This window comes from Klebsiella sp. KTE92 (assembly GCF_000398905.1).
GTDB classification, from domain to species: Bacteria; Pseudomonadota; Gammaproteobacteria; order Enterobacterales; family Enterobacteriaceae; genus Klebsiella; species Klebsiella variicola.
Map to the genome: position 1 here is coordinate 1,017,685 of NZ_KB976100.1, position 15,887 is coordinate 1,033,571.

At 55.9% G+C, this 15,887-nt stretch carries 20 protein-coding genes; 12 read left to right on the forward strand and 8 right to left on the reverse strand.

The window, feature by feature from the left end; genetic code table 11:
* Positions 1–26: 26 nt before the first annotated feature.
* The 4 genes from A1WC_RS20285 to A1WC_RS20270 all read right to left on the reverse strand — a co-directional run bounded on the left by A1WC_RS20285 (position 27) and on the right by A1WC_RS20270 (position 3,203).
* The gene (locus A1WC_RS20285) at positions 27–989 is read right to left on the reverse strand and encodes a carbohydrate kinase family protein (RefSeq protein WP_008805365.1); all 963 of its coding nucleotides are present in this window, start codon (positions 987–989) and stop codon (positions 27–29) included.
* Between the two features lie 65 nt (positions 990–1,054).
* Entirely contained in the window at positions 1,055–2,446 is a 1,392-nt protein-coding gene (locus A1WC_RS20280; RefSeq protein WP_012968840.1) for a PTS ascorbate transporter subunit IIC, read from the reverse strand.
* 20 nt (positions 2,447–2,466) lie between these two features.
* On the reverse strand, positions 2,467–2,754 hold the full coding sequence (locus tag A1WC_RS20275; RefSeq protein WP_012968839.1) for a PTS sugar transporter subunit IIB: 288 nt from the start codon (positions 2,752–2,754) through the stop codon (positions 2,467–2,469).
* 5 nt (positions 2,755–2,759) lie between these two features.
* The gene (locus A1WC_RS20270; RefSeq protein ID WP_012542703.1) at positions 2,760–3,203 is read right to left on the reverse strand and encodes a PTS sugar transporter subunit IIA; all 444 of its coding nucleotides are present in this window, start codon (positions 3,201–3,203) and stop codon (positions 2,760–2,762) included.
* 55 nt (positions 3,204–3,258) lie between these two features.
* Between A1WC_RS20270 and A1WC_RS27810 the strand changes: the two genes are divergently transcribed.
* Positions 3,259–3,405 (forward strand): hypothetical protein, encoded by a 147-nt coding sequence (locus tag A1WC_RS27810; RefSeq protein ID WP_012542702.1) that lies wholly within the window; start codon positions 3,259–3,261, stop codon positions 3,403–3,405.
* A 144-nt stretch (positions 3,406–3,549) separates the two neighbouring features.
* On the opposite strand, the gene A1WC_RS20265 is transcribed toward A1WC_RS27810, so the two are convergent.
* Both A1WC_RS20265 and acpH read right to left on the reverse strand, forming a co-directional pair.
* Positions 3,550–4,152 (reverse strand): peroxiredoxin, encoded by a 603-nt coding sequence (locus tag A1WC_RS20265; protein ID WP_004178733.1) that lies wholly within the window; start codon positions 4,150–4,152, stop codon positions 3,550–3,552.
* Positions 4,153–4,279: 127 nt separating this feature from the next.
* Entirely contained in the window at positions 4,280–4,861 is a 582-nt protein-coding gene (gene acpH, locus A1WC_RS20260) for an ACP phosphodiesterase (RefSeq protein ID WP_008805369.1), read from the reverse strand.
* Between the two features lie 74 nt (positions 4,862–4,935).
* Here acpH and A1WC_RS27815 point away from each other — a divergent pair, with 74 nt between their 5' ends.
* From A1WC_RS27815 to A1WC_RS20225, 8 genes are all read left to right on the forward strand, one after another.
* The gene (locus A1WC_RS27815; RefSeq protein ID WP_004218831.1) at positions 4,936–5,052 is read left to right on the forward strand and encodes a hypothetical protein; all 117 of its coding nucleotides are present in this window, start codon (positions 4,936–4,938) and stop codon (positions 5,050–5,052) included.
* 64 nt (positions 5,053–5,116) lie between these two features.
* Positions 5,117–6,181, forward strand: a complete 1,065-nt coding sequence (gene queA / locus A1WC_RS20255; RefSeq protein ID WP_002890390.1) for a tRNA preQ1(34) S-adenosylmethionine ribosyltransferase-isomerase QueA — start codon at positions 5,117–5,119, stop codon at positions 6,179–6,181.
* Positions 6,182–6,290: 109 nt separating this feature from the next.
* Positions 6,291–7,418, forward strand: coding sequence for a tRNA guanosine(34) transglycosylase Tgt (gene tgt, locus A1WC_RS20250; RefSeq protein ID WP_002890395.1), 1,128 nt, complete (start codon positions 6,291–6,293; stop codon positions 7,416–7,418).
* A 22-nt stretch (positions 7,419–7,440) separates the two neighbouring features.
* The gene (gene yajC / locus A1WC_RS20245; RefSeq protein WP_002890398.1) at positions 7,441–7,773 is read left to right on the forward strand and encodes a preprotein translocase subunit YajC; all 333 of its coding nucleotides are present in this window, start codon (positions 7,441–7,443) and stop codon (positions 7,771–7,773) included.
* Positions 7,774–7,799: 26 nt separating this feature from the next.
* Entirely contained in the window at positions 7,800–9,647 is a 1,848-nt protein-coding gene (gene secD, locus A1WC_RS20240) for a protein translocase subunit SecD (protein WP_008805370.1), read from the forward strand.
* A gap of 10 nt (positions 9,648–9,657) precedes the next feature.
* Positions 9,658–10,629, forward strand: a complete 972-nt coding sequence (gene secF, locus A1WC_RS20235; protein ID WP_008805371.1) for a protein translocase subunit SecF — start codon at positions 9,658–9,660, stop codon at positions 10,627–10,629.
* Positions 10,630–10,765: 136 nt separating this feature from the next.
* Complete coding sequence (locus A1WC_RS20230) at positions 10,766–11,131, forward strand: VOC family protein (protein WP_016160371.1); 366 nt, start codon at positions 10,766–10,768, stop codon at positions 11,129–11,131.
* A 24-nt stretch (positions 11,132–11,155) separates the two neighbouring features.
* The gene (locus tag A1WC_RS20225) at positions 11,156–11,851 is read left to right on the forward strand and encodes a helix-turn-helix transcriptional regulator (RefSeq protein WP_008805373.1); all 696 of its coding nucleotides are present in this window, start codon (positions 11,156–11,158) and stop codon (positions 11,849–11,851) included.
* 42 nt (positions 11,852–11,893) lie between these two features.
* Here the strand turns inward: A1WC_RS20225 and A1WC_RS20220 are convergent, their stop codons facing one another.
* Both A1WC_RS20220 and A1WC_RS20215 read right to left on the reverse strand, forming a co-directional pair.
* On the reverse strand, positions 11,894–12,778 hold the full coding sequence (locus tag A1WC_RS20220) for a nucleoside-specific channel-forming protein Tsx (RefSeq protein ID WP_004204836.1): 885 nt from the start codon (positions 12,776–12,778) through the stop codon (positions 11,894–11,896).
* A gap of 299 nt (positions 12,779–13,077) precedes the next feature.
* A complete protein-coding gene (locus tag A1WC_RS20215; RefSeq protein WP_008805374.1) occupies positions 13,078–13,617 on the reverse strand; it encodes a DUF3251 domain-containing protein in 540 nt (179 codons plus the stop codon).
* 147 nt (positions 13,618–13,764) lie between these two features.
* Here A1WC_RS20215 and nrdR point away from each other — a divergent pair, with 147 nt between their 5' ends.
* The 3 genes from nrdR to ribE all read left to right on the forward strand — a co-directional run bounded on the left by nrdR (position 13,765) and on the right by ribE (position 15,879).
* Entirely contained in the window at positions 13,765–14,214 is a 450-nt protein-coding gene (gene nrdR / locus A1WC_RS20210) for a transcriptional regulator NrdR (RefSeq protein ID WP_002890417.1), read from the forward strand.
* Positions 14,215–14,217: 3 nt separating this feature from the next.
* Positions 14,218–15,321 (forward strand): bifunctional diaminohydroxyphosphoribosylaminopyrimidine deaminase/5-amino-6-(5-phosphoribosylamino)uracil reductase RibD, encoded by a 1,104-nt coding sequence (gene ribD, locus A1WC_RS20205; RefSeq protein WP_016160372.1) that lies wholly within the window; start codon positions 14,218–14,220, stop codon positions 15,319–15,321.
* An 87-nt stretch (positions 15,322–15,408) separates the two neighbouring features.
* Positions 15,409–15,879, forward strand: coding sequence for a 6,7-dimethyl-8-ribityllumazine synthase (gene ribE, locus A1WC_RS20200; protein ID WP_001021161.1), 471 nt, complete (start codon positions 15,409–15,411; stop codon positions 15,877–15,879).
* Positions 15,880–15,887: the final 8 nt, after the last annotated feature.

Consider the following 15,887-nt stretch of genomic DNA (forward strand, 5'->3'; position numbering starts at 1 on the left):
CACCTCTTGATATGTATTAAACGCAGTTATTCTTCAAAATATTGCTTTAAATTTCTCTCGTAGCTATTTAGCGAGTGGTGGACGACCGCCAGATCCGGCATCGATTCCCGTACACCTTTTTTCTCAATAGAAATAGCGGCGGTCAGGCTGGCAAATAAAATAATATTATCTATATGCCACGAATAATGGACGCCATAGGTAAAGGCACCGTGAAAAACATCCCCGGCGCCGGTGGTATCAACGGCATTGCACAGCCAGGACGGGACGATCTGCAGCATACCGCTCTTTAAGAAGGCGCAGCCTTTTTCGCCAAGGGTGATAAACGCCTCGCCGCGGCAAATTTTATTCAGTTCAATCAGGGCCGCTTTAATGTCTGCTTCGGTGCTCAGTGAACGATAGCTCATATAATCGCGGGCAAAATGTTCGCTTACGACAAAATAGTCAGTCCAGGCCGCCAGTTTAATATTGCTGGCACGCAGTGAACCCCCGTCCATCACGACTTTGGCGTGGGGCAGTTTCTTGATTAAATATTCACTGATTTCTGCCTCATGGCCGTCAATTAAAATGGTGACCGGCTCCTCGCTGGCAATCAGCCGCTCGGCGAGGTCGTCCAGTTTGAGCTTTTGATCGTAGGTCAGGGAAGGTGGCGTTTGCATCTTGCGGGTAATAATCGTCCGCGAACCCGTTAAGCGATTGACCAGCACTGAGGCCAGCGGAGTGATCATGTCATCGGAAAAAACCACCTGGCTGGTATCCACGCCCGCTTCGGCAAACTCATCGATAATGCGCTGACCGTAAAGGTCCTGATGCAGATGACCAATGTAATAGACTTCCTCACCCCATAATCCCAGCAGCCATGCCGCATTGGCCGCTGGGCCGCCGCCGCTTTCTATAAAATCATGACAAAAGTTTTTGGTATTCTCCTGAGGCCATTCATTGAGAAAGAAAAACTGATCGAAACAAGCAAATCCAATGGACAAAATAGCCATAACCACTCCTGATTATTGGTCAGCGGCGGGAAGCGTGACCTCCCCGCCGGGAAAAATGACGTCGCTTATTCATTTTTCTGCTTCGCCGTGAGCTCCTCATAGCTGAGCGTATCGCCAACCACCCGTACGTGACGGAAACAGAAAGGCGCCAGCAGCGCGACGAGCAGCACCAGACAAATCAGGTAGATAGTGACCTGGCCAAACTGGGTGAAGGCGTTACCGATAATGATGCCCCATACCGCGAAGTCGAAATCGGCGAAGGTGCTGTTTTCAAACCCGAGGTTGCCGAGCGCCGGCAGCAGCATCGCCGGCAGGAAGGCGAGGAAGATCCCCCCGATAAAGGAGGCGATGATACATCCGCGCTTGCCGCCCAGCTTGTCGGCGAAGACGCCGGACGTGCCGCCGCAGAAGAAGTGCGGCACCATGCCGGGAATAATCAGCGCCATGCCCAGCCCGCCGAGCAAGAGCATCCCGACCAGCCCGCCCACGAAGGAGCTGATGAATCCCACCACCACGGCGGTGGGGCTAAAGGTGAAGAATACCGCGCAGTCAACGGCCGGGATGGAGTCCGGGATCAGCTTCTGGCTGATGCCCTGGAATGCCGGCACCAGATCGCCGAGGATCAGCCGCACACCGTTGTACACAATGGCCACGCCAACGGCGAATTGCAGGCCGGTCAGCACCGAGAAGATCAGCATGTTTTGGTCGGTGATGGTGCTCAGGTATGCCGACCCGGCGACAGCGCTGCAGATAAAGTAGATAACAAACATCACGATACCGGTGGTGACGGTGGTATCGCGCAGAAAGCCCCACTTTTCTGAAATTTCGGTATCCGCGAAGGAATTTGCCGGATTGCCGGTCCGGCTGGCGATCCATGCCGAGAGGTAGTAGCCGAGGGAGCCGAAATGACCCATGGCGATCCCACCGTCTTCCGTGACCTGCTTGGTGTAACGCTGACCAATCGCGGGGGAGATGGCCGACCATGACCCCAGCAGGAATCCGCCGATCAGGATCAACATCCAGCCATGGAACTCCGCCGCCTGCAGGACAGCGGAAAACAGGCAGGCGAGGAAGAATGAGTGATGGCCGGTCAGAAAGATATATTTATACTTGGTACAGCGGGCGATAATCAGGTTGAAAATAAAGCCTAACAGCAAAATACTCATGGTTTCCACGCCCAGCATCTTCTGGGCGACGGAGACAATGGCTTCATTGTTTGGAATAACGCCGCGGATATTAAACCCGGCCTCGATAATACCGCCCAGCGGGTTGAGATTGGCAACGATAACGCCTGCGCCAGCGCTCAACATTAAATAGCCTAGAATCGGTTTTAATGTGCCGGTAAGGAGTTTGTTACCGGGGGAGCGCAGCGCCACTAAACCGACAAAAGCAATCAGCCCCATTAAAAAAGCAGGTTGACTGAATATTTCCGCTAAGAAACTAAGAATAGCCTGCATGGTCGTTCCCTCTATGTTAATTAAGAGTGATTCGCCGCAATTTTGGTCAGCGCGTCGGTAATATCCTCGGCGATTTTCGCTTTATGGACATAGCTGCGAATGATGGCGACATGACAGTGGGCTGGAAATTGATTTGCCAGTTCTTTGATCGTGACGTAAAGGTCGGCTTTTTCGCCGACGGCGTTAGCAAAATCGACCGAGGCGACGTCCGCTTTGATACCTAATTCTTCACAGATCTTTTTGACATTATTCGCAGCCATCAATGAACTGCCAATACCGTTACCACAAACTGTTCTGATAACTAACATAATGACTACTCCATTTGTTTTTGGATGAAATGTAAGACTGAATTCACGTCATTTTCCTGCTGAAGGAAGGTCACAATATCTGACTCGATCAGCGAGGCTATCAGTTGGATCATTTTGATATGACTGTCAGCGTCCGCGCCGGCGATAGCGATGATCACGGTAACCGGATCGAACTCATCGTGGCCGAAGGAGATTGGCGTGGCGGTGGTGACAAGCGAAAATCCGGTTTGCAATGCCCCTTTTTCCGGCCGGGCGTGCGGCATGGCAATCCCGTCGTCTATGACGATGGCAGCGCCGAAATCTTCATATACCGTCAGCATCTCGTTGACATATTCGGCGCTGCAAATCTGACGCCTGGCGAGTAATGAACCCGCCAGTTCGATGGCCTCTTCCGCACGGGAAATATTCTGCTTAAGGGCGATTAACGACGGGTCAAAAATAATTTCCATCCTCAGCTCCTGAACGTATTCCTGTTCCTGAGTAAAATCATGACTAAATACATTGATGAAAATGATGGATGAGATCACATCCGGGGTTTTAAATATTGATGGGGATCACATCGACGGCAAAGTACCGGCAGAAAACGATATAAATAATTTATGTATTTTTCAGTGGGTTATGAAGGCTTTGTATTTTGACGCTGAAATTTGACAGAGAAAAAGTGAGAGGTAGGGCGAATTTTTTCGGCAGAAGTGTATCTCTGGTCACAAATATCGGCGGGTCATTTTCTTAAATTTTGACACTGCTAACAAAAAAGGCCCGCCTGAGCGAGCCTTTTATTAAAACGCCTGCCGATTACAGGCTGGAGACGTTTTCGGTCAGGTATTTTGCTACGCCTTCCGGAGAAGCAGCCATACCTTCTTTTCCTTTTTCCCACTGCGCCGGGCAGACTTCGCCGTGCTCTTCGTGGAACTGCAGCGCGTCAACCATACGCAGCATTTCGTCGATGTTACGGCCCAGCGGCAGGTCGTTAACCACCTGGTGGCGTACCACGCCGTTAGCGTCGATCAGGAAAGAGCCGCGCAGCGCTACGCCTTCGTCCGGATGCTCGATACCGTAAGCTTTCTGGATTTCACGTTTGATGTCAGCAACCATCGCGTATTTAACCGGGCCGATACCGCCCTGGTCTACCGGGGTGTTACGCCATGCGTTGTGAACGAACTCGGAGTCGAAGGAAACGCCAACCACTTCCACGCCGCGTTTCTGGAATTCTTCGTAACGTTTGTCGAACGCGATCAGCTCAGACGGGCACACGAAAGTAAAGTCCATCGGCCAGAAGAACAGAACGGTAGGTTTACCGTTGGTGTGCTGTTTGAAATTGAATTTCTCAACGATCTCACCATTACCCAGCACAGCGGCTGCAGTAAAATCCGGCGCTTGACGAGTGACCAGAACCATTTGATTCTCCTGTAATTACTAAGGTTATTTGGAACGCAACGCGGGCAAGTATAGAGCCTGGCCGCTAATAACACAAAGAGGCGCTAACAATCGTTCAGCCAGCTTTTACCTATCAATCACGTGGCTATTACAGCTGTTTGTTTTCTGCCAGGCGCATCATTTGCGGATAAAAGCGCCAGAACTGCCCCTCCAGCTGGTCGTAGTGGGTATCCAGATCCTGCCAGGAATCGCGTAGGGCGTCGAGACGCGGACGGCGGCTGGCCATGCCGTTAAGCACGCGCTGAATAAAATCCATCTCCTGATAGCGCTCCAGCCAGCGCTCCGACCACAGGTACTGATTCAGATTGACGAAGCGTGGCGGCGAGTCGGGCAGGATGGGGACGATCTGCTGCTCGGCGTAGCGCACGAACTCGTCCAGCGGCAGGTCAGGGGAGAGCTGCGCCCAGTGCTGCGACAGGAAATGATCCCACATGACATCGAGGGTGATGGGGGCGACGCGACGGGTTTGCGGGCGAAACCACTCCCGCGCCTCTTTGACTTCCGCCAGGTTGTCAGTCATCACGTCAATCCGGCGATGCATATAGATGCCGTCGATGATCTCCGCCGGATAGTCGCCCTGCGGGTTGCCGCGCACAAAATCGGCCATCAGGTTGCCGGGCAGCGAGCTGTCGGCGAGATGGGCGAGGTGCAGGTGGGCGAGAAAATTCATAAAACGACATCCTTTAAATACGAGCGGGCAGGTGGAATCACCGATGTTGCGCTGAACGGCGCCTCGGTGTCCGCATGGCATGCTGCCTGGCTGCGCGCGGCACCTTTGCCACCGGTAAGGCATTCGGTTGCCGCATGGCGGCATTCGGAATGATTTGGAATATAGATTATGTCATTCATCCGGAGGGGTAAAGGTTGCAGGCGGAACGCCCCGGCACTAGACTACCCGCCTCTTTATTCAGTCTGAGTTACCGTCATGCGCGTTACCGATTTTGCTTTTGAACTACCCGAATCTCTGATCGCCCACTATCCGATGCCTGAGCGCAGCAGCTGCCGCCTGCTCTCCCTGGACGGGCCGACGGGCGCGCTGACGCATGGCACATTCACCGACATCCTCGATAAGCTCAATCCCGGCGATCTGCTGGTGTTTAACAACACCCGGGTGATCCCGGCGCGTCTGTTCGGCCGCAAGGCCAGCGGCGGCAAGATTGAAGTGCTGGTGGAGCGGATGCTGGATGATAAGCGCATCCTGGCCCATATTCGCGCCTCAAAAGCGCCGAAGCCGGGCGCCGAGCTGCTGCTGGGCGATGACGAGAGCATTAAGGCCACGATGCTGGCGCGTCATGGCGCGCTGTTTGAAGTGGAATTTAACGACGAGCGTCCGGTGCTGGAGATCCTCAACGGGATCGGCCATATGCCGCTGCCGCCCTACATTGACCGCCCGGACGAAGACGCTGATCGCGAACTCTATCAAACCGTCTACGGCACCAGGCCGGGCGCGGTAGCCGCCCCGACCGCCGGTCTGCACTTCGACGAACCGCTGCTGGACAAACTGCGCGCCAAAGGCGTTGAGATGGCGTTTGTCACCCTGCACGTGGGGGCGGGGACTTTCCAGCCGGTGCGCGTCGACAGCATTGAAGAGCACACCATGCACTCTGAATATGCGGAAGTGCCGCAGGAGGTGGTCGATGCGGTGCTGGCGGCGAAAGCGCGCGGCAACCGCGTGATTGCGGTAGGCACCACCTCGGTACGCTCGCTGGAGAGCGCGGCGCAGGCGGCGAAAGACGCCCTGATCGCGCCGTTCTTCGACGATACGCAGATTTTCATCTACCCGGGTTATCAGTACCAGGTGATCGATGCGCTGGTAACCAACTTCCATCTCCCTGAATCCACACTGATTATGCTGGTGTCGGCGTTTGCGGGTTATCAGCACACCATGAACGCCTATAAGGTGGCGGTGGAGCAGAAATATCGCTTTTTTAGCTACGGGGATGCGATGTTTATCACGTACAATCCGCAGGCTATTTCTGAGCGTCCCTGACAAGGCCGGCCCGCCGGCGTTTTGGACGCCATGACGCATTTTTTAGCCACGGAATCATTCCGTGGCGAGTATGAAAACGTCGGACTGTTTTTCTGACGCAGGAGCAAGCATGAAATTTGAACTGGATACCACCGACGGTCGCGCCCGCCGCGGTCGCCTGGTGTTTGAGCGCGGCGTGGTGGAAACACCGGCCTTTATGCCCGTTGGCACCTACGGCACCGTCAAAGGGATGACGCCGGAAGAAGTGGAAGCCACCGGCGCGCAGATTATTCTTGGCAACACCTTCCATCTGTGGCTGCGCCCAGGTCAGGAGATCATGAAGCTGCATGGCGATCTGCACGATTTTATGCAGTGGAAAGGACCGATCCTTACCGACTCCGGCGGCTTCCAGGTGTTCAGCCTTGGCGATATCCGTAAGATCACCGAGCAGGGCGTCCATTTCCGCAACCCGATCAACGGCGATCCTATTTTCCTCGATCCGGAAAAATCGATGGAGATTCAATACGATCTCGGTTCCGACATCGTGATGATCTTCGACGAATGTACGCCGTACCCGGCAGACTGGGATTACGCCAAGCGCTCGATGGAAATGTCTCTGCGCTGGGCCAAGCGCAGCCGTGACCGTTTCGATAGCCTTGGCAATAAAAATGCGCTGTTCGGCATCATTCAGGGCAGCGTTTACGAAGATTTACGTGATATCTCGGTGAAAGGTCTGGTAGAGATTGGCTTTGATGGCTACGCTGTCGGCGGTTTGGCGGTCGGTGAGCCGAAGGAAGACATGCACCGTATTCTGGAGCACGTCTGCCCGCAGATCCCGGCCGATAAACCACGATACCTGATGGGCGTCGGGAAGCCGGAAGATCTGGTGGAAGGGGTACGTCGCGGTATCGATATGTTCGACTGCGTCATGCCGACGCGCAACGCGCGTAACGGCCACCTGTTCGTCACCGACGGCGTGGTGAAAATCCGCAACGCGAAGCACAAAAGCGATACCGCACCGCTGGACGCCGAGTGTGATTGCTATACATGTCGCAATTATTCACGCGCTTACTTGCATCACCTCGACCGTTGCAACGAAATATTGGGCGCGCGTCTCAATACCATTCATAACCTGCGCTACTATCAGCGTTTAATGGCTGGTTTACGCAAGGCTATCGAAGAGGGTAAATTAGAGAGCTTCGTGACCGATTTTTACCAACGTCAGGGGCGCACCGTGCCTCCTTTGAACGTTGATTAATTTTAATAATGAGGGAATTTCAATGAGCTTTTTTATTTCTGATGCGGTAGCGGCAACGGGTGCACCGGCGCAGGGCAGCCCGATGTCTCTGATTCTGATGCTGGTGGTGTTCGGTCTGATTTTTTACTTCATGATCCTGCGTCCACAGCAGAAGCGCACCAAGGAACACAAGAACCTGATGAACTCCATCGCCAAAGGTGATGAAGTGCTGACCAACGGCGGTCTGGTCGGTCGCGTGACCAAAGTAGCGGAAACTGGCTACATTGCTATCGCGCTGAACGATACCACTGAAGTGGTTATCAAACGTGACTTCGTTGCTGCCGTTCTGCCGAAAGGCACCATGAAGGCGCTGTAATCTAACTTTTCCCAAAGGGAACTGCCGTGTTAAACCGTTATCCTTTGTGGAAGTACGTCATGCTGGTCGTCGTCATTGTCGTCGGCCTGATCTATGCGCTTCCCAACCTGTATGGTGAGGATCCGGCTGTTCAAATCACTGGCGCGCGCGGCGTCGCCGCCAGTGAGCAAACGCTGATCCAGGTCCAGAAAACTTTACAAGAAGAAAAAATAACCGCGAAGTCTGTGGCACTGGAAGAGGGCGCTATTCTTGCGCGCTTCGACACCACTGATACCCAGCTGCGTGCGCGTGAAGCGCTGCTTACCGTGCTGGGTGACAAATACGTCGTGGCGCTAAACCTTGCTCCGGCAACCCCACGCTGGCTGGCGGCACTCTATGCCGAGCCAATGAAGCTGGGTCTTGATCTGCGCGGCGGCGTGCACTTCCTGATGGAAGTCGACATGGACACCGCGTTAGGCAAGCTGCAGGAACAGAACATCGACAGCCTGCGCAGCGAACTGCGTGACAAAGGCATTCCTTACGCGACCGTGCGCAAGGAAGACAACTATGGTCTGAGCATCGTCTTCCGCGACAGCGCGGCGCGCGACCAGGCTATCTCTTATCTCAGCCCTCGCCATCGCGATCTGGTTATTTCCTCTCAGGGTGACAACAGCCTGAAAGCGGTGATGACCGATGAGCGCCTGAAAGAAGCCCGTGAGTACGCGGTTCAGCAGAACATTAACATTCTGCGTAACCGTGTGAACCAGCTGGGCGTCGCCGAACCGCTGGTTCAGCGTCAGGGTGCTGACCGCATCGTGGTTGAGCTGCCGGGTATCCAGGATACCGCGCGGGCGAAAGAGATCCTTGGCGCAACCGCGACCCTCGAGTTCCGTCTGGTCAATACCAACGTGGACCAGTCCGCCGCTGCCTCTGGCCGCGTGCCGGGCGACTCGGAAGTGAAAGAGACGCGTGAAGGCCAGCCGGTGGTGCTGTACAAGCGAGTGATCCTGACCGGTGACCATATCACCGACTCGACCTCCAGCATGGATGAGTACAACCAGCCGCAGGTCAACATCTCGCTGGACAGCGCGGGCGGTAATATCATGTCTAACTTCACCAAGGACAATATCGGTAAGCCGATGGCGACCCTGTTCGTGGAGTATAAAGACAGCGGTAAGAAAGACGCTAACGGTCGCGCTATCCTGGCGAAAGAGGAAGAGGTGATTAACATCGCCAACATCCAGTCGCGTCTGGGTAACAGCTTCCGTATCACCGGTATCAGCAACCCGAACGAAGCACGCCAGCTGTCGCTGCTGCTGCGTGCCGGTGCGCTGATTGCCCCGATTCAGATCGTCGAAGAGCGGACTATCGGCCCAACCCTTGGTATGCAGAACATCAAGCAGGGTCTGGAAGCCTGTCTGGCCGGCCTGGTGGTCTCTATCCTGTTCATGATCCTCTTCTATAAGAAGTTCGGTCTGATTGCGACCTCGGCGCTGATTGCCAACCTGGTGCTGATTGTCGGCATTATGTCCCTGATCCCGGGGGCGACGCTGACCATGCCGGGCATCGCGGGTATCGTGTTAACCCTTGCGGTGGCGGTCGATGCTAACGTTCTGATCAACGAACGTATCAAAGAAGAGCTGAGCAACGGGCGTACCGTTCAGCAGGCGATTGACGAAGGTTATCGCGGCGCGTTCAGCTCGATCTTCGACGCCAACGTGACGACGCTTATCAAAGTGATCATCCTGTACGCGGTCGGTACCGGTGCCATTAAAGGGTTTGCGATTACCACCGGTATCGGTATCGCGACCTCAATGTTTACCGCTATCGTCGGCACCCGTGCCATCGTGAACCTGCTGTACGGCGGCAAGCGCGTTAAAAAGCTGTCTATCTGAGGAGTGCGTTGTGGCACAGGAATATACTGTTGAACAATTGAACCACGGCCGTAAAGTCTGGGACTTTATGCGCTGGGACTACTGGGCCTTCGGCATTTCAGGTTTTCTGCTGATTGTGTCGATCGCCATCATCGGCGTCCGCGGCTTTAACTGGGGGCTCGATTTCACCGGCGGTACGGTGATCGAGATTACCCTTGAGAAGCCGGTCGATCTGGACCAGATGCGCGACTCCCTGCAGAAAGCGGGCTTTGAAGAGCCGCAGGTGCAGAACTTTGGCAGCAGCCGCGACATCATGGTACGTATGCCGCCGGTGCATGACGCCAACGTCAGCCAGGAACTGGGCAGCAAGGTCGTGACGGTGATTAACGAATCGACCAGCCAGAATGCGGCGGTGAAGCGAATTGAGTTTGTCGGCCCGAGCGTCGGCGCGGACCTCGCGCAAACTGGCGCCCTGGCGCTGATTGCCGCGCTGGTCTGTATCCTGATCTACGTCGGCTTCCGCTTCGAATGGCGTCTGGCTGCCGGGGTGGTTATCGCCCTGGCGCACGATGTGGTGATCACCATGGGCGTACTGTCGCTGTTCCATATCGAGATCGACCTGACCATTGTGGCCTCGTTGATGTCGGTTATCGGCTACTCGCTGAACGACAGTATTGTGGTATCGGACCGTATCCGTGAAAACTTCCGTAAGATCCGCCGCGGTACGCCGTACGAGATCTTCAACGTGTCGTTGACCCAGACGCTGCACCGTACCTTGATCACCTCCGGGACCACCCTGATGGTGATCCTGATGCTGTTCCTGTTCGGCGGCCCGATTCTGGAAGGCTTCTCGCTGACCATGCTGATCGGTGTCTCCATCGGTACGGCTTCCTCTATCTACGTCGCCTCTGCGCTGGCGTTGAAACTGGGTATGAAGCGCGAGCATCTGCTGCAGCAGAAGGTCGAAAAAGAAGGGGCGGACCAGCCGTCTATTCTGCCGTAATCCGGTTCAGTTGAGATAAAGCCATCCCGGCCCAGGCGGCCGGGATTTTTTTGTCCGCGATAAAACCTGCTGACAGTATGCTGTCAGGAGCCCTCCCATACACTCCTTCTGAACTCACTAACGAGCAGGAGGAAGTATGAATAACGTGATTAACTGGTTTGAAATTCCGGTCGCCGATATGGATCGCGCCGTCGCGTTTTATGAGCCGGTGATGCAGGTGACGCTGCGTCGCGAAACCATGGACTGCGCCGAGCTGGCGGTGTTCCCGCATCAGGATCCGGCCCCTGGCGGCGCGTTGGCCAAATTTGAGGGTATCGCCCCTTCAGCGCAGGGCGCTATTATTTACCTGCATACAGACCATCTTGCCGCCACCCTGGACCGCGTTGCCTCGGCGGGTGGGGCGTGTGTTTTCGGGCCGCTGACGCTGCCGAATGATATTGGCACCATCGCGCTGTTTACTGACAGCGAGGGCAACCGCGTCGGCCTGCACCAGCCGGCTTAACCTAAACGTTTTGTGAAGTGAGACATGACCCGACGCGCCGACCGTTTATTTCAGATTGTGCAGATCCTGCGCGGCAGGCGGCTCACTACCGCCGCGCTGCTGGCGGAGCGGTTGGGCGTGTCGGAGCGCACCGTGTATCGCGATATCCGCGATCTCTCCCTCTCCGGCGTGCCGGTGGAGGGCGAGGCGGGGAGTGGTTATCGCCTGCTGGCGGGCTACGATCTGCCGCCGCTGATGCTGACCACCAAAGAATCCGAAGCGCTGATCGCCGCGATTCGGTTGCTGAAAACCTGGGGCGGTGAGGCGCTGTCGCAATCGCTGGAATCCGCCCAGGAGAAGATGCTGGCGATCCTGCCGGAGGCGCGCCGGCGCCAGGCGGAGCAGACCCGCCTGTTTGCCCCCGATCTCGGCGCCCATCGCTATGCCAAAACCTATTTTGACGTCATTCATCAGGCGGTCTCCGGCCAGCAGGTGCTGCAGTTGCGCTATCAGGATGAGTCTGGCCGGGTAACCGAGCGCGACGTGCTGCCGCTGGGGCTGTTTTTCTGGGGGGAGCGCTGGCTGCTGGTGGCCTGGTGCGAGCTGCGTAATGATTATCGTAACTTTCGCCTCGACCGTTGTCTGGCGGTCAGGGCGACTGAGCGTCGATTCAGCGAGTGTGCCGATCGCTCGTTAAGCGATTTTCTGCGCAAAGTGCGGTGCGACGTGTGGGAGAAATAAAAACGCCCGGCTGGCCCGGGCGCTGTCTTGCTGTATCCGCAATTAGAAGTTGTAACCGACCACGAAGTAACCACCCCAGCCGGTCGAGCGGACGCTGAAATCGCCATCGCCGAAGTTCAGCTTGGCATCGTCAGCCCACTGACCGCCGTTATGGAAGTAACGGGCCACCACCGAGTAGTGCCAGTGCGCGTAGTTCAACGCCAGGATGTGGCTGGAGGCGATGGAGTTGCTGGTGCGCGCGTGCTTCCCGTTCAGATCGTAGAAGTTGTCATCGCCGAGATCAGAACCCCAGTCGAAGTTGGTGAAACCGATGTAGCTCAGCGAGCCGCCCCACAGGTCGGTCAGCGGCACGAAGTATTTCACTTTGAAGCGGTAGCCGTCCCACTCGTTTTCGTTGGACGCGCCGTAGTTCTGCCACTGGTATTTGGCGTAGACGTTCAGCGACAGGCTCATCGGCAGGCCGGTATCGATATCGGTACCCAGACCCATATACCAGGTGCTCTGCTCCTGAGAGTCGTTACGGCCCATATCGTAGATATAGTTGTTCGCGAAGTACCACTCTTTGAACGGCCCGAAGCTCAGATCGGTATTGGTCAGCTTATCGATAGAGAAACGCGGTTCGATCTCCATAAACAGCGGCGAGCCGTTGTTCCAGATACCTTTTGCCGTGCTGTTGCCGCCGAAGAATACCGGGGCATCGATATAGCCGTAGAAATCAAACCAGTCTTTTTTGGCGAACGCTTCATATTCCAGGTAGGTATCGTTACGGATCTGCGGTCCAAAACGGGTGTGGTAGCTGCCCACCACGTTAACACTCTGGTGCCACCAGTCAGACAGGTACTGCGGTTTATCGTTTTCTGCCGCGCCCGCAGTAAAAGAAGTGGAGAGCGCCACAACCGCACCCGCTGCCAGTAATGTTTTTTTCATAGTAATGCCACTGTTTAAATTGAGCCTGAAGGCGTTAAAAGAAGTGCCGAAGCGTTTCTAAATATTTCGTCTTTCTGTGGGGTCTATTATAGGAATCATTGCTCACAAAAATACGTGTTGTTTCACATAACCAGAACATGCGTAATCGATTGCGTTCACGATTCTATGCATTTCTTGACAAAATGCTACTGAAAATCGCCATACAGAACGATTTCTAATGAACTCTTGTGAAAAGTTGTAAGTGGATAAGAAAGACGGAGCTGGAGGTAGCCGGGCGGGGCAGGGCCCGGCGTGAAGATTTACTGTGCGGCGGCGGGCTGGATATCGTGGACGCGAATAAACCCGACTTTGTCGGGCGTCACGTTCAGACGCAACGGGATATCCACATCGCTGGGGGCGAGGATGCTGGCCGGGGCGCTAATCAGCTGATCCTGAACATTGACTTCCTGATAGCTGTGGGTGGTGCCGGTGATCTGCCCGGAGGCGACGGTGGCGGTAAAGGCCGGCAGCGGATCGTTGGATTCACCCTGAATGCGTAAAGTCAGGCGTGACCCGTCGCCGTCCGGCGTAATGCTGCCCACCGACATGCGCAGGGTGCCGATCTGGCTCTCCAGCCGCGCCGGGGTTTTGGCCTCCGGCAGCAGATAGACGCCGCGGGTGGATTTGGCGTTCAGCGCGTTTTGTTGGGTGATTTTGATCGTTTGCTGATTGAGCTGGGTCATCTCCTGGCTCAGGGTACTCACGCTCTGGTGCATCTGGCGGATTTCGCTTTGCTGGGCGCAGGCGGTCAGGGTAAACAGGCTGCCCGCGATGGCGAGTTTCAGGTAACGTCTTGTCATGGTCAGGATTCCGTTTGCAGAGGATGCTTAATGGTAGCCAAACCGCCTGCCTCTCTCATAGATCCTTTGTCTCAAAAGCTCTTTCTTTGTAGTCAGGTCACTTCGCGGTAAACTACCCTTCAGTTTAACTACCTGTCAGGACGCGCTATGCATTGCCCTTTCTGTTTCGCCGTGGATACCAAAGTGATCGACTCTCGTCTGGTGGGGGAAGGCTCTTCCGTGCGTCGCCGTCGGCAGTGCCTGGTCTGTAATGAACGCTTTACCACCTTCGAAGTGGCGGAGCTGGTGATGCCCCGGGTGGTGAAGAGTAACGATGTGCGTGAACCCTTCAACGAAGACAAGCTGCGCAGCGGGATGCTGAAAGCGCTGGAGAAACGTCCGGTTAGCGCCGATGACGTGGAAATGGCGGTCAACCATATCAAAACCCATCTGCGCGGCACCGGCGAGCGCGAAGTGGCCAGCAAAATGATTGGCAATCTGGTGATGGAACAGCTGAAAAAGCTGGATAAAGTCGCCTATATTCGCTTTGCGTCGGTCTATCGCAGCTTTGAAGACATCAAAGAATTCGGCGAAGAGATCGCCCGCTTACAGGACTAAGCCATGCAGGACGAAATGTACATGGCGCGAGCGCTGAAGCTTGCCGCGCGCGGACGCTTTACCACCCATCCTAACCCTAATGTCGGCTGCGTCATTGTGAAAGACGGCGAGATCGTCGGCGAGGGCTTTCACTATCGCGCCGGCGAGCCGCACGCCGAAGTGCACGCGCTCCGCATGGCCGGCGAAAAGGCGCAGGGCGCCACCGCCTACGTCACCCTTGAGCCCTGCAGCCACCATGGCCGTACGCCGCCGTGCTGCGATGCGTTGATCGCCGCCGGCGTTAGCCGCGTGGTCGCTGCGATGCAAGACCCAAACCCGCAGGTGGCGGGGCGCGGTCTGTATCGTCTGCAGCAGGCCGGTATTGACGTCAGCCACGGGCTGATGATGAACGAAGCGGAAGCGCTGAATAAGGGCTTCCTGAAGCGGATGCGCACCGGTTTTCCCTGGGTGCAGCTGAAGCTGGGCGCCTCGCTGGACGGCCGCACGGCGATGGCCAGCGGTGAAAGCCAGTGGATCACCTCCCCGCAGGCGCGACGCGACGTGCAGCGTCTGCGCGCCCAAAGTCATGCCATCCTCACCAGCAGCGCCACCGTGCTGGCGGACGATCCTGCGCTGACCGTGCGCTGGCAGGAGCTGAGCGCGGATACTCAGGCGCTGTATCCCGAAGAGAATTTGCGCCAACCGCTGCGCGTCGTCATCGACAGTCAGAACCGCGTCACGCCTGAGCACCGTATTGTGCAGCAGGCAGGAGAAACGCTGTTTGCCCGCCTGCGTGCGGATGAGCGCCAGTGGCCGGAAAGCGTTCGTACGCTGCTGGTGCCGGAACATAACGGCCATCTCGATCTGGTGTTGCTGATGATGCTGCTTGGCAAACAGCAGGTGAACAGCGTCTGGGTGGAGGCGGGAGCGACGCTTGCCGGGGCGCTGCTGCAGGCTGGCCTTGTCGACGAGCTTATCGTCTATATTGCGCCTAAACTGTTAGGCAATGCGGCGCGTGGATTATGCGCGCTGCCGGGGCTTGAAGAACTGAGCCAGGCACCCCATTTCAAATTCAATGAGATACGTCAGGTTGGCCCGGATGTCTGCCTGCATTTAACCACTGCGTGAGGCTTTCCTGATTATTAGGAAGCAGCGCTCAGAATAATATGATAAAATCCGCCCCCCTTGCGGGGCACATGAACCCGAAGGAAGAGTATGAACATTATTGAAGCTAACGTTGCTACCCCGGACGCTCGCGTCGCCATCACCATTGCGCGTTTCAACAACTTTATCAATGACAGCCTGCTGGAAGGTGCGATTGACGCCCTGAAACGCATTGGTCAGGTAAAAGATGAAAACATCACCGTTGTTTGGGTTCCAGGCGCGTATGAGCTGCCGCTGGCGGCTGGCGCACTGGCGAAAACCGGTAAATATGACGCGGTGATCGCGCTGGGTACGGTGATCCGCGGCGGTACTGCCCACTTTGAATATGTGGCTGGCGGTGCCAGCAATGGCCTGGCGCATGTCGCTCAGGACAGCGAAATCCCGGTAGCCTTTGGTGTTCTGACCACTGAAAGTATTGAACAAGCCATCGAGCGCGCTGGCACCAAAGCCGGTAACAAAGGCGCAGAAGCTGCGCTGACCGCGCTGGAAATGATTAACGTATTGAAAGCCATCAAGGCCTGATTTTTGTA

Coding starts and splice junctions, on each gene's coding strand:
- A1WC_RS20285 (WP_008805365.1), bottom strand. CDS start 989: ATGGCTATTTTGTCCATTGGATTTGCTTGTTTCGATCAGTTTTTCTTT.
- A1WC_RS20280 (WP_012968840.1), bottom strand. CDS start 2,446: ATGCAGGCTATTCTTAGTTTCTTAGCGGAAATATTCAGTCAACCTGCT.
- A1WC_RS20275 (WP_012968839.1), bottom strand. CDS start 2,754: ATGTTAGTTATCAGAACAGTTTGTGGTAACGGTATTGGCAGTTCATTG.
- A1WC_RS20270 (WP_012542703.1), bottom strand. CDS start 3,203: ATGGAAATTATTTTTGACCCGTCGTTAATCGCCCTTAAGCAGAATATT.
- A1WC_RS27810 (WP_012542702.1), top strand. CDS start 3,259: ATGAAAATGATGGATGAGATCACATCCGGGGTTTTAAATATTGATGGG.
- A1WC_RS20265 (WP_004178733.1), bottom strand. CDS start 4,152: ATGGTTCTGGTCACTCGTCAAGCGCCGGATTTTACTGCAGCCGCTGTG.
- acpH (WP_008805369.1), bottom strand. CDS start 4,861: ATGAATTTTCTCGCCCACCTGCACCTCGCCCATCTCGCCGACAGCTCG.
- A1WC_RS27815 (WP_004218831.1), top strand. CDS start 4,936: ATGGCATGCTGCCTGGCTGCGCGCGGCACCTTTGCCACCGGTAAGGCA.
- queA (WP_002890390.1), top strand. CDS start 5,117: ATGCGCGTTACCGATTTTGCTTTTGAACTACCCGAATCTCTGATCGCC.
- tgt (WP_002890395.1), top strand. CDS start 6,291: ATGAAATTTGAACTGGATACCACCGACGGTCGCGCCCGCCGCGGTCGC.
- yajC (WP_002890398.1), top strand. CDS start 7,441: ATGAGCTTTTTTATTTCTGATGCGGTAGCGGCAACGGGTGCACCGGCG.
- A1WC_RS20230 (WP_016160371.1), top strand. CDS start 10,766: ATGAATAACGTGATTAACTGGTTTGAAATTCCGGTCGCCGATATGGAT.
- A1WC_RS20225 (WP_008805373.1), top strand. CDS start 11,156: ATGACCCGACGCGCCGACCGTTTATTTCAGATTGTGCAGATCCTGCGC.
- A1WC_RS20220 (WP_004204836.1), bottom strand. CDS start 12,778: ATGAAAAAAACATTACTGGCAGCGGGTGCGGTTGTGGCGCTCTCCACT.
- A1WC_RS20215 (WP_008805374.1), bottom strand. CDS start 13,617: ATGACAAGACGTTACCTGAAACTCGCCATCGCGGGCAGCCTGTTTACC.
- nrdR (WP_002890417.1), top strand. CDS start 13,765: ATGCATTGCCCTTTCTGTTTCGCCGTGGATACCAAAGTGATCGACTCT.
- ribD (WP_016160372.1), top strand. CDS start 14,218: ATGCAGGACGAAATGTACATGGCGCGAGCGCTGAAGCTTGCCGCGCGC.
- ribE (WP_001021161.1), top strand. CDS start 15,409: ATGAACATTATTGAAGCTAACGTTGCTACCCCGGACGCTCGCGTCGCC.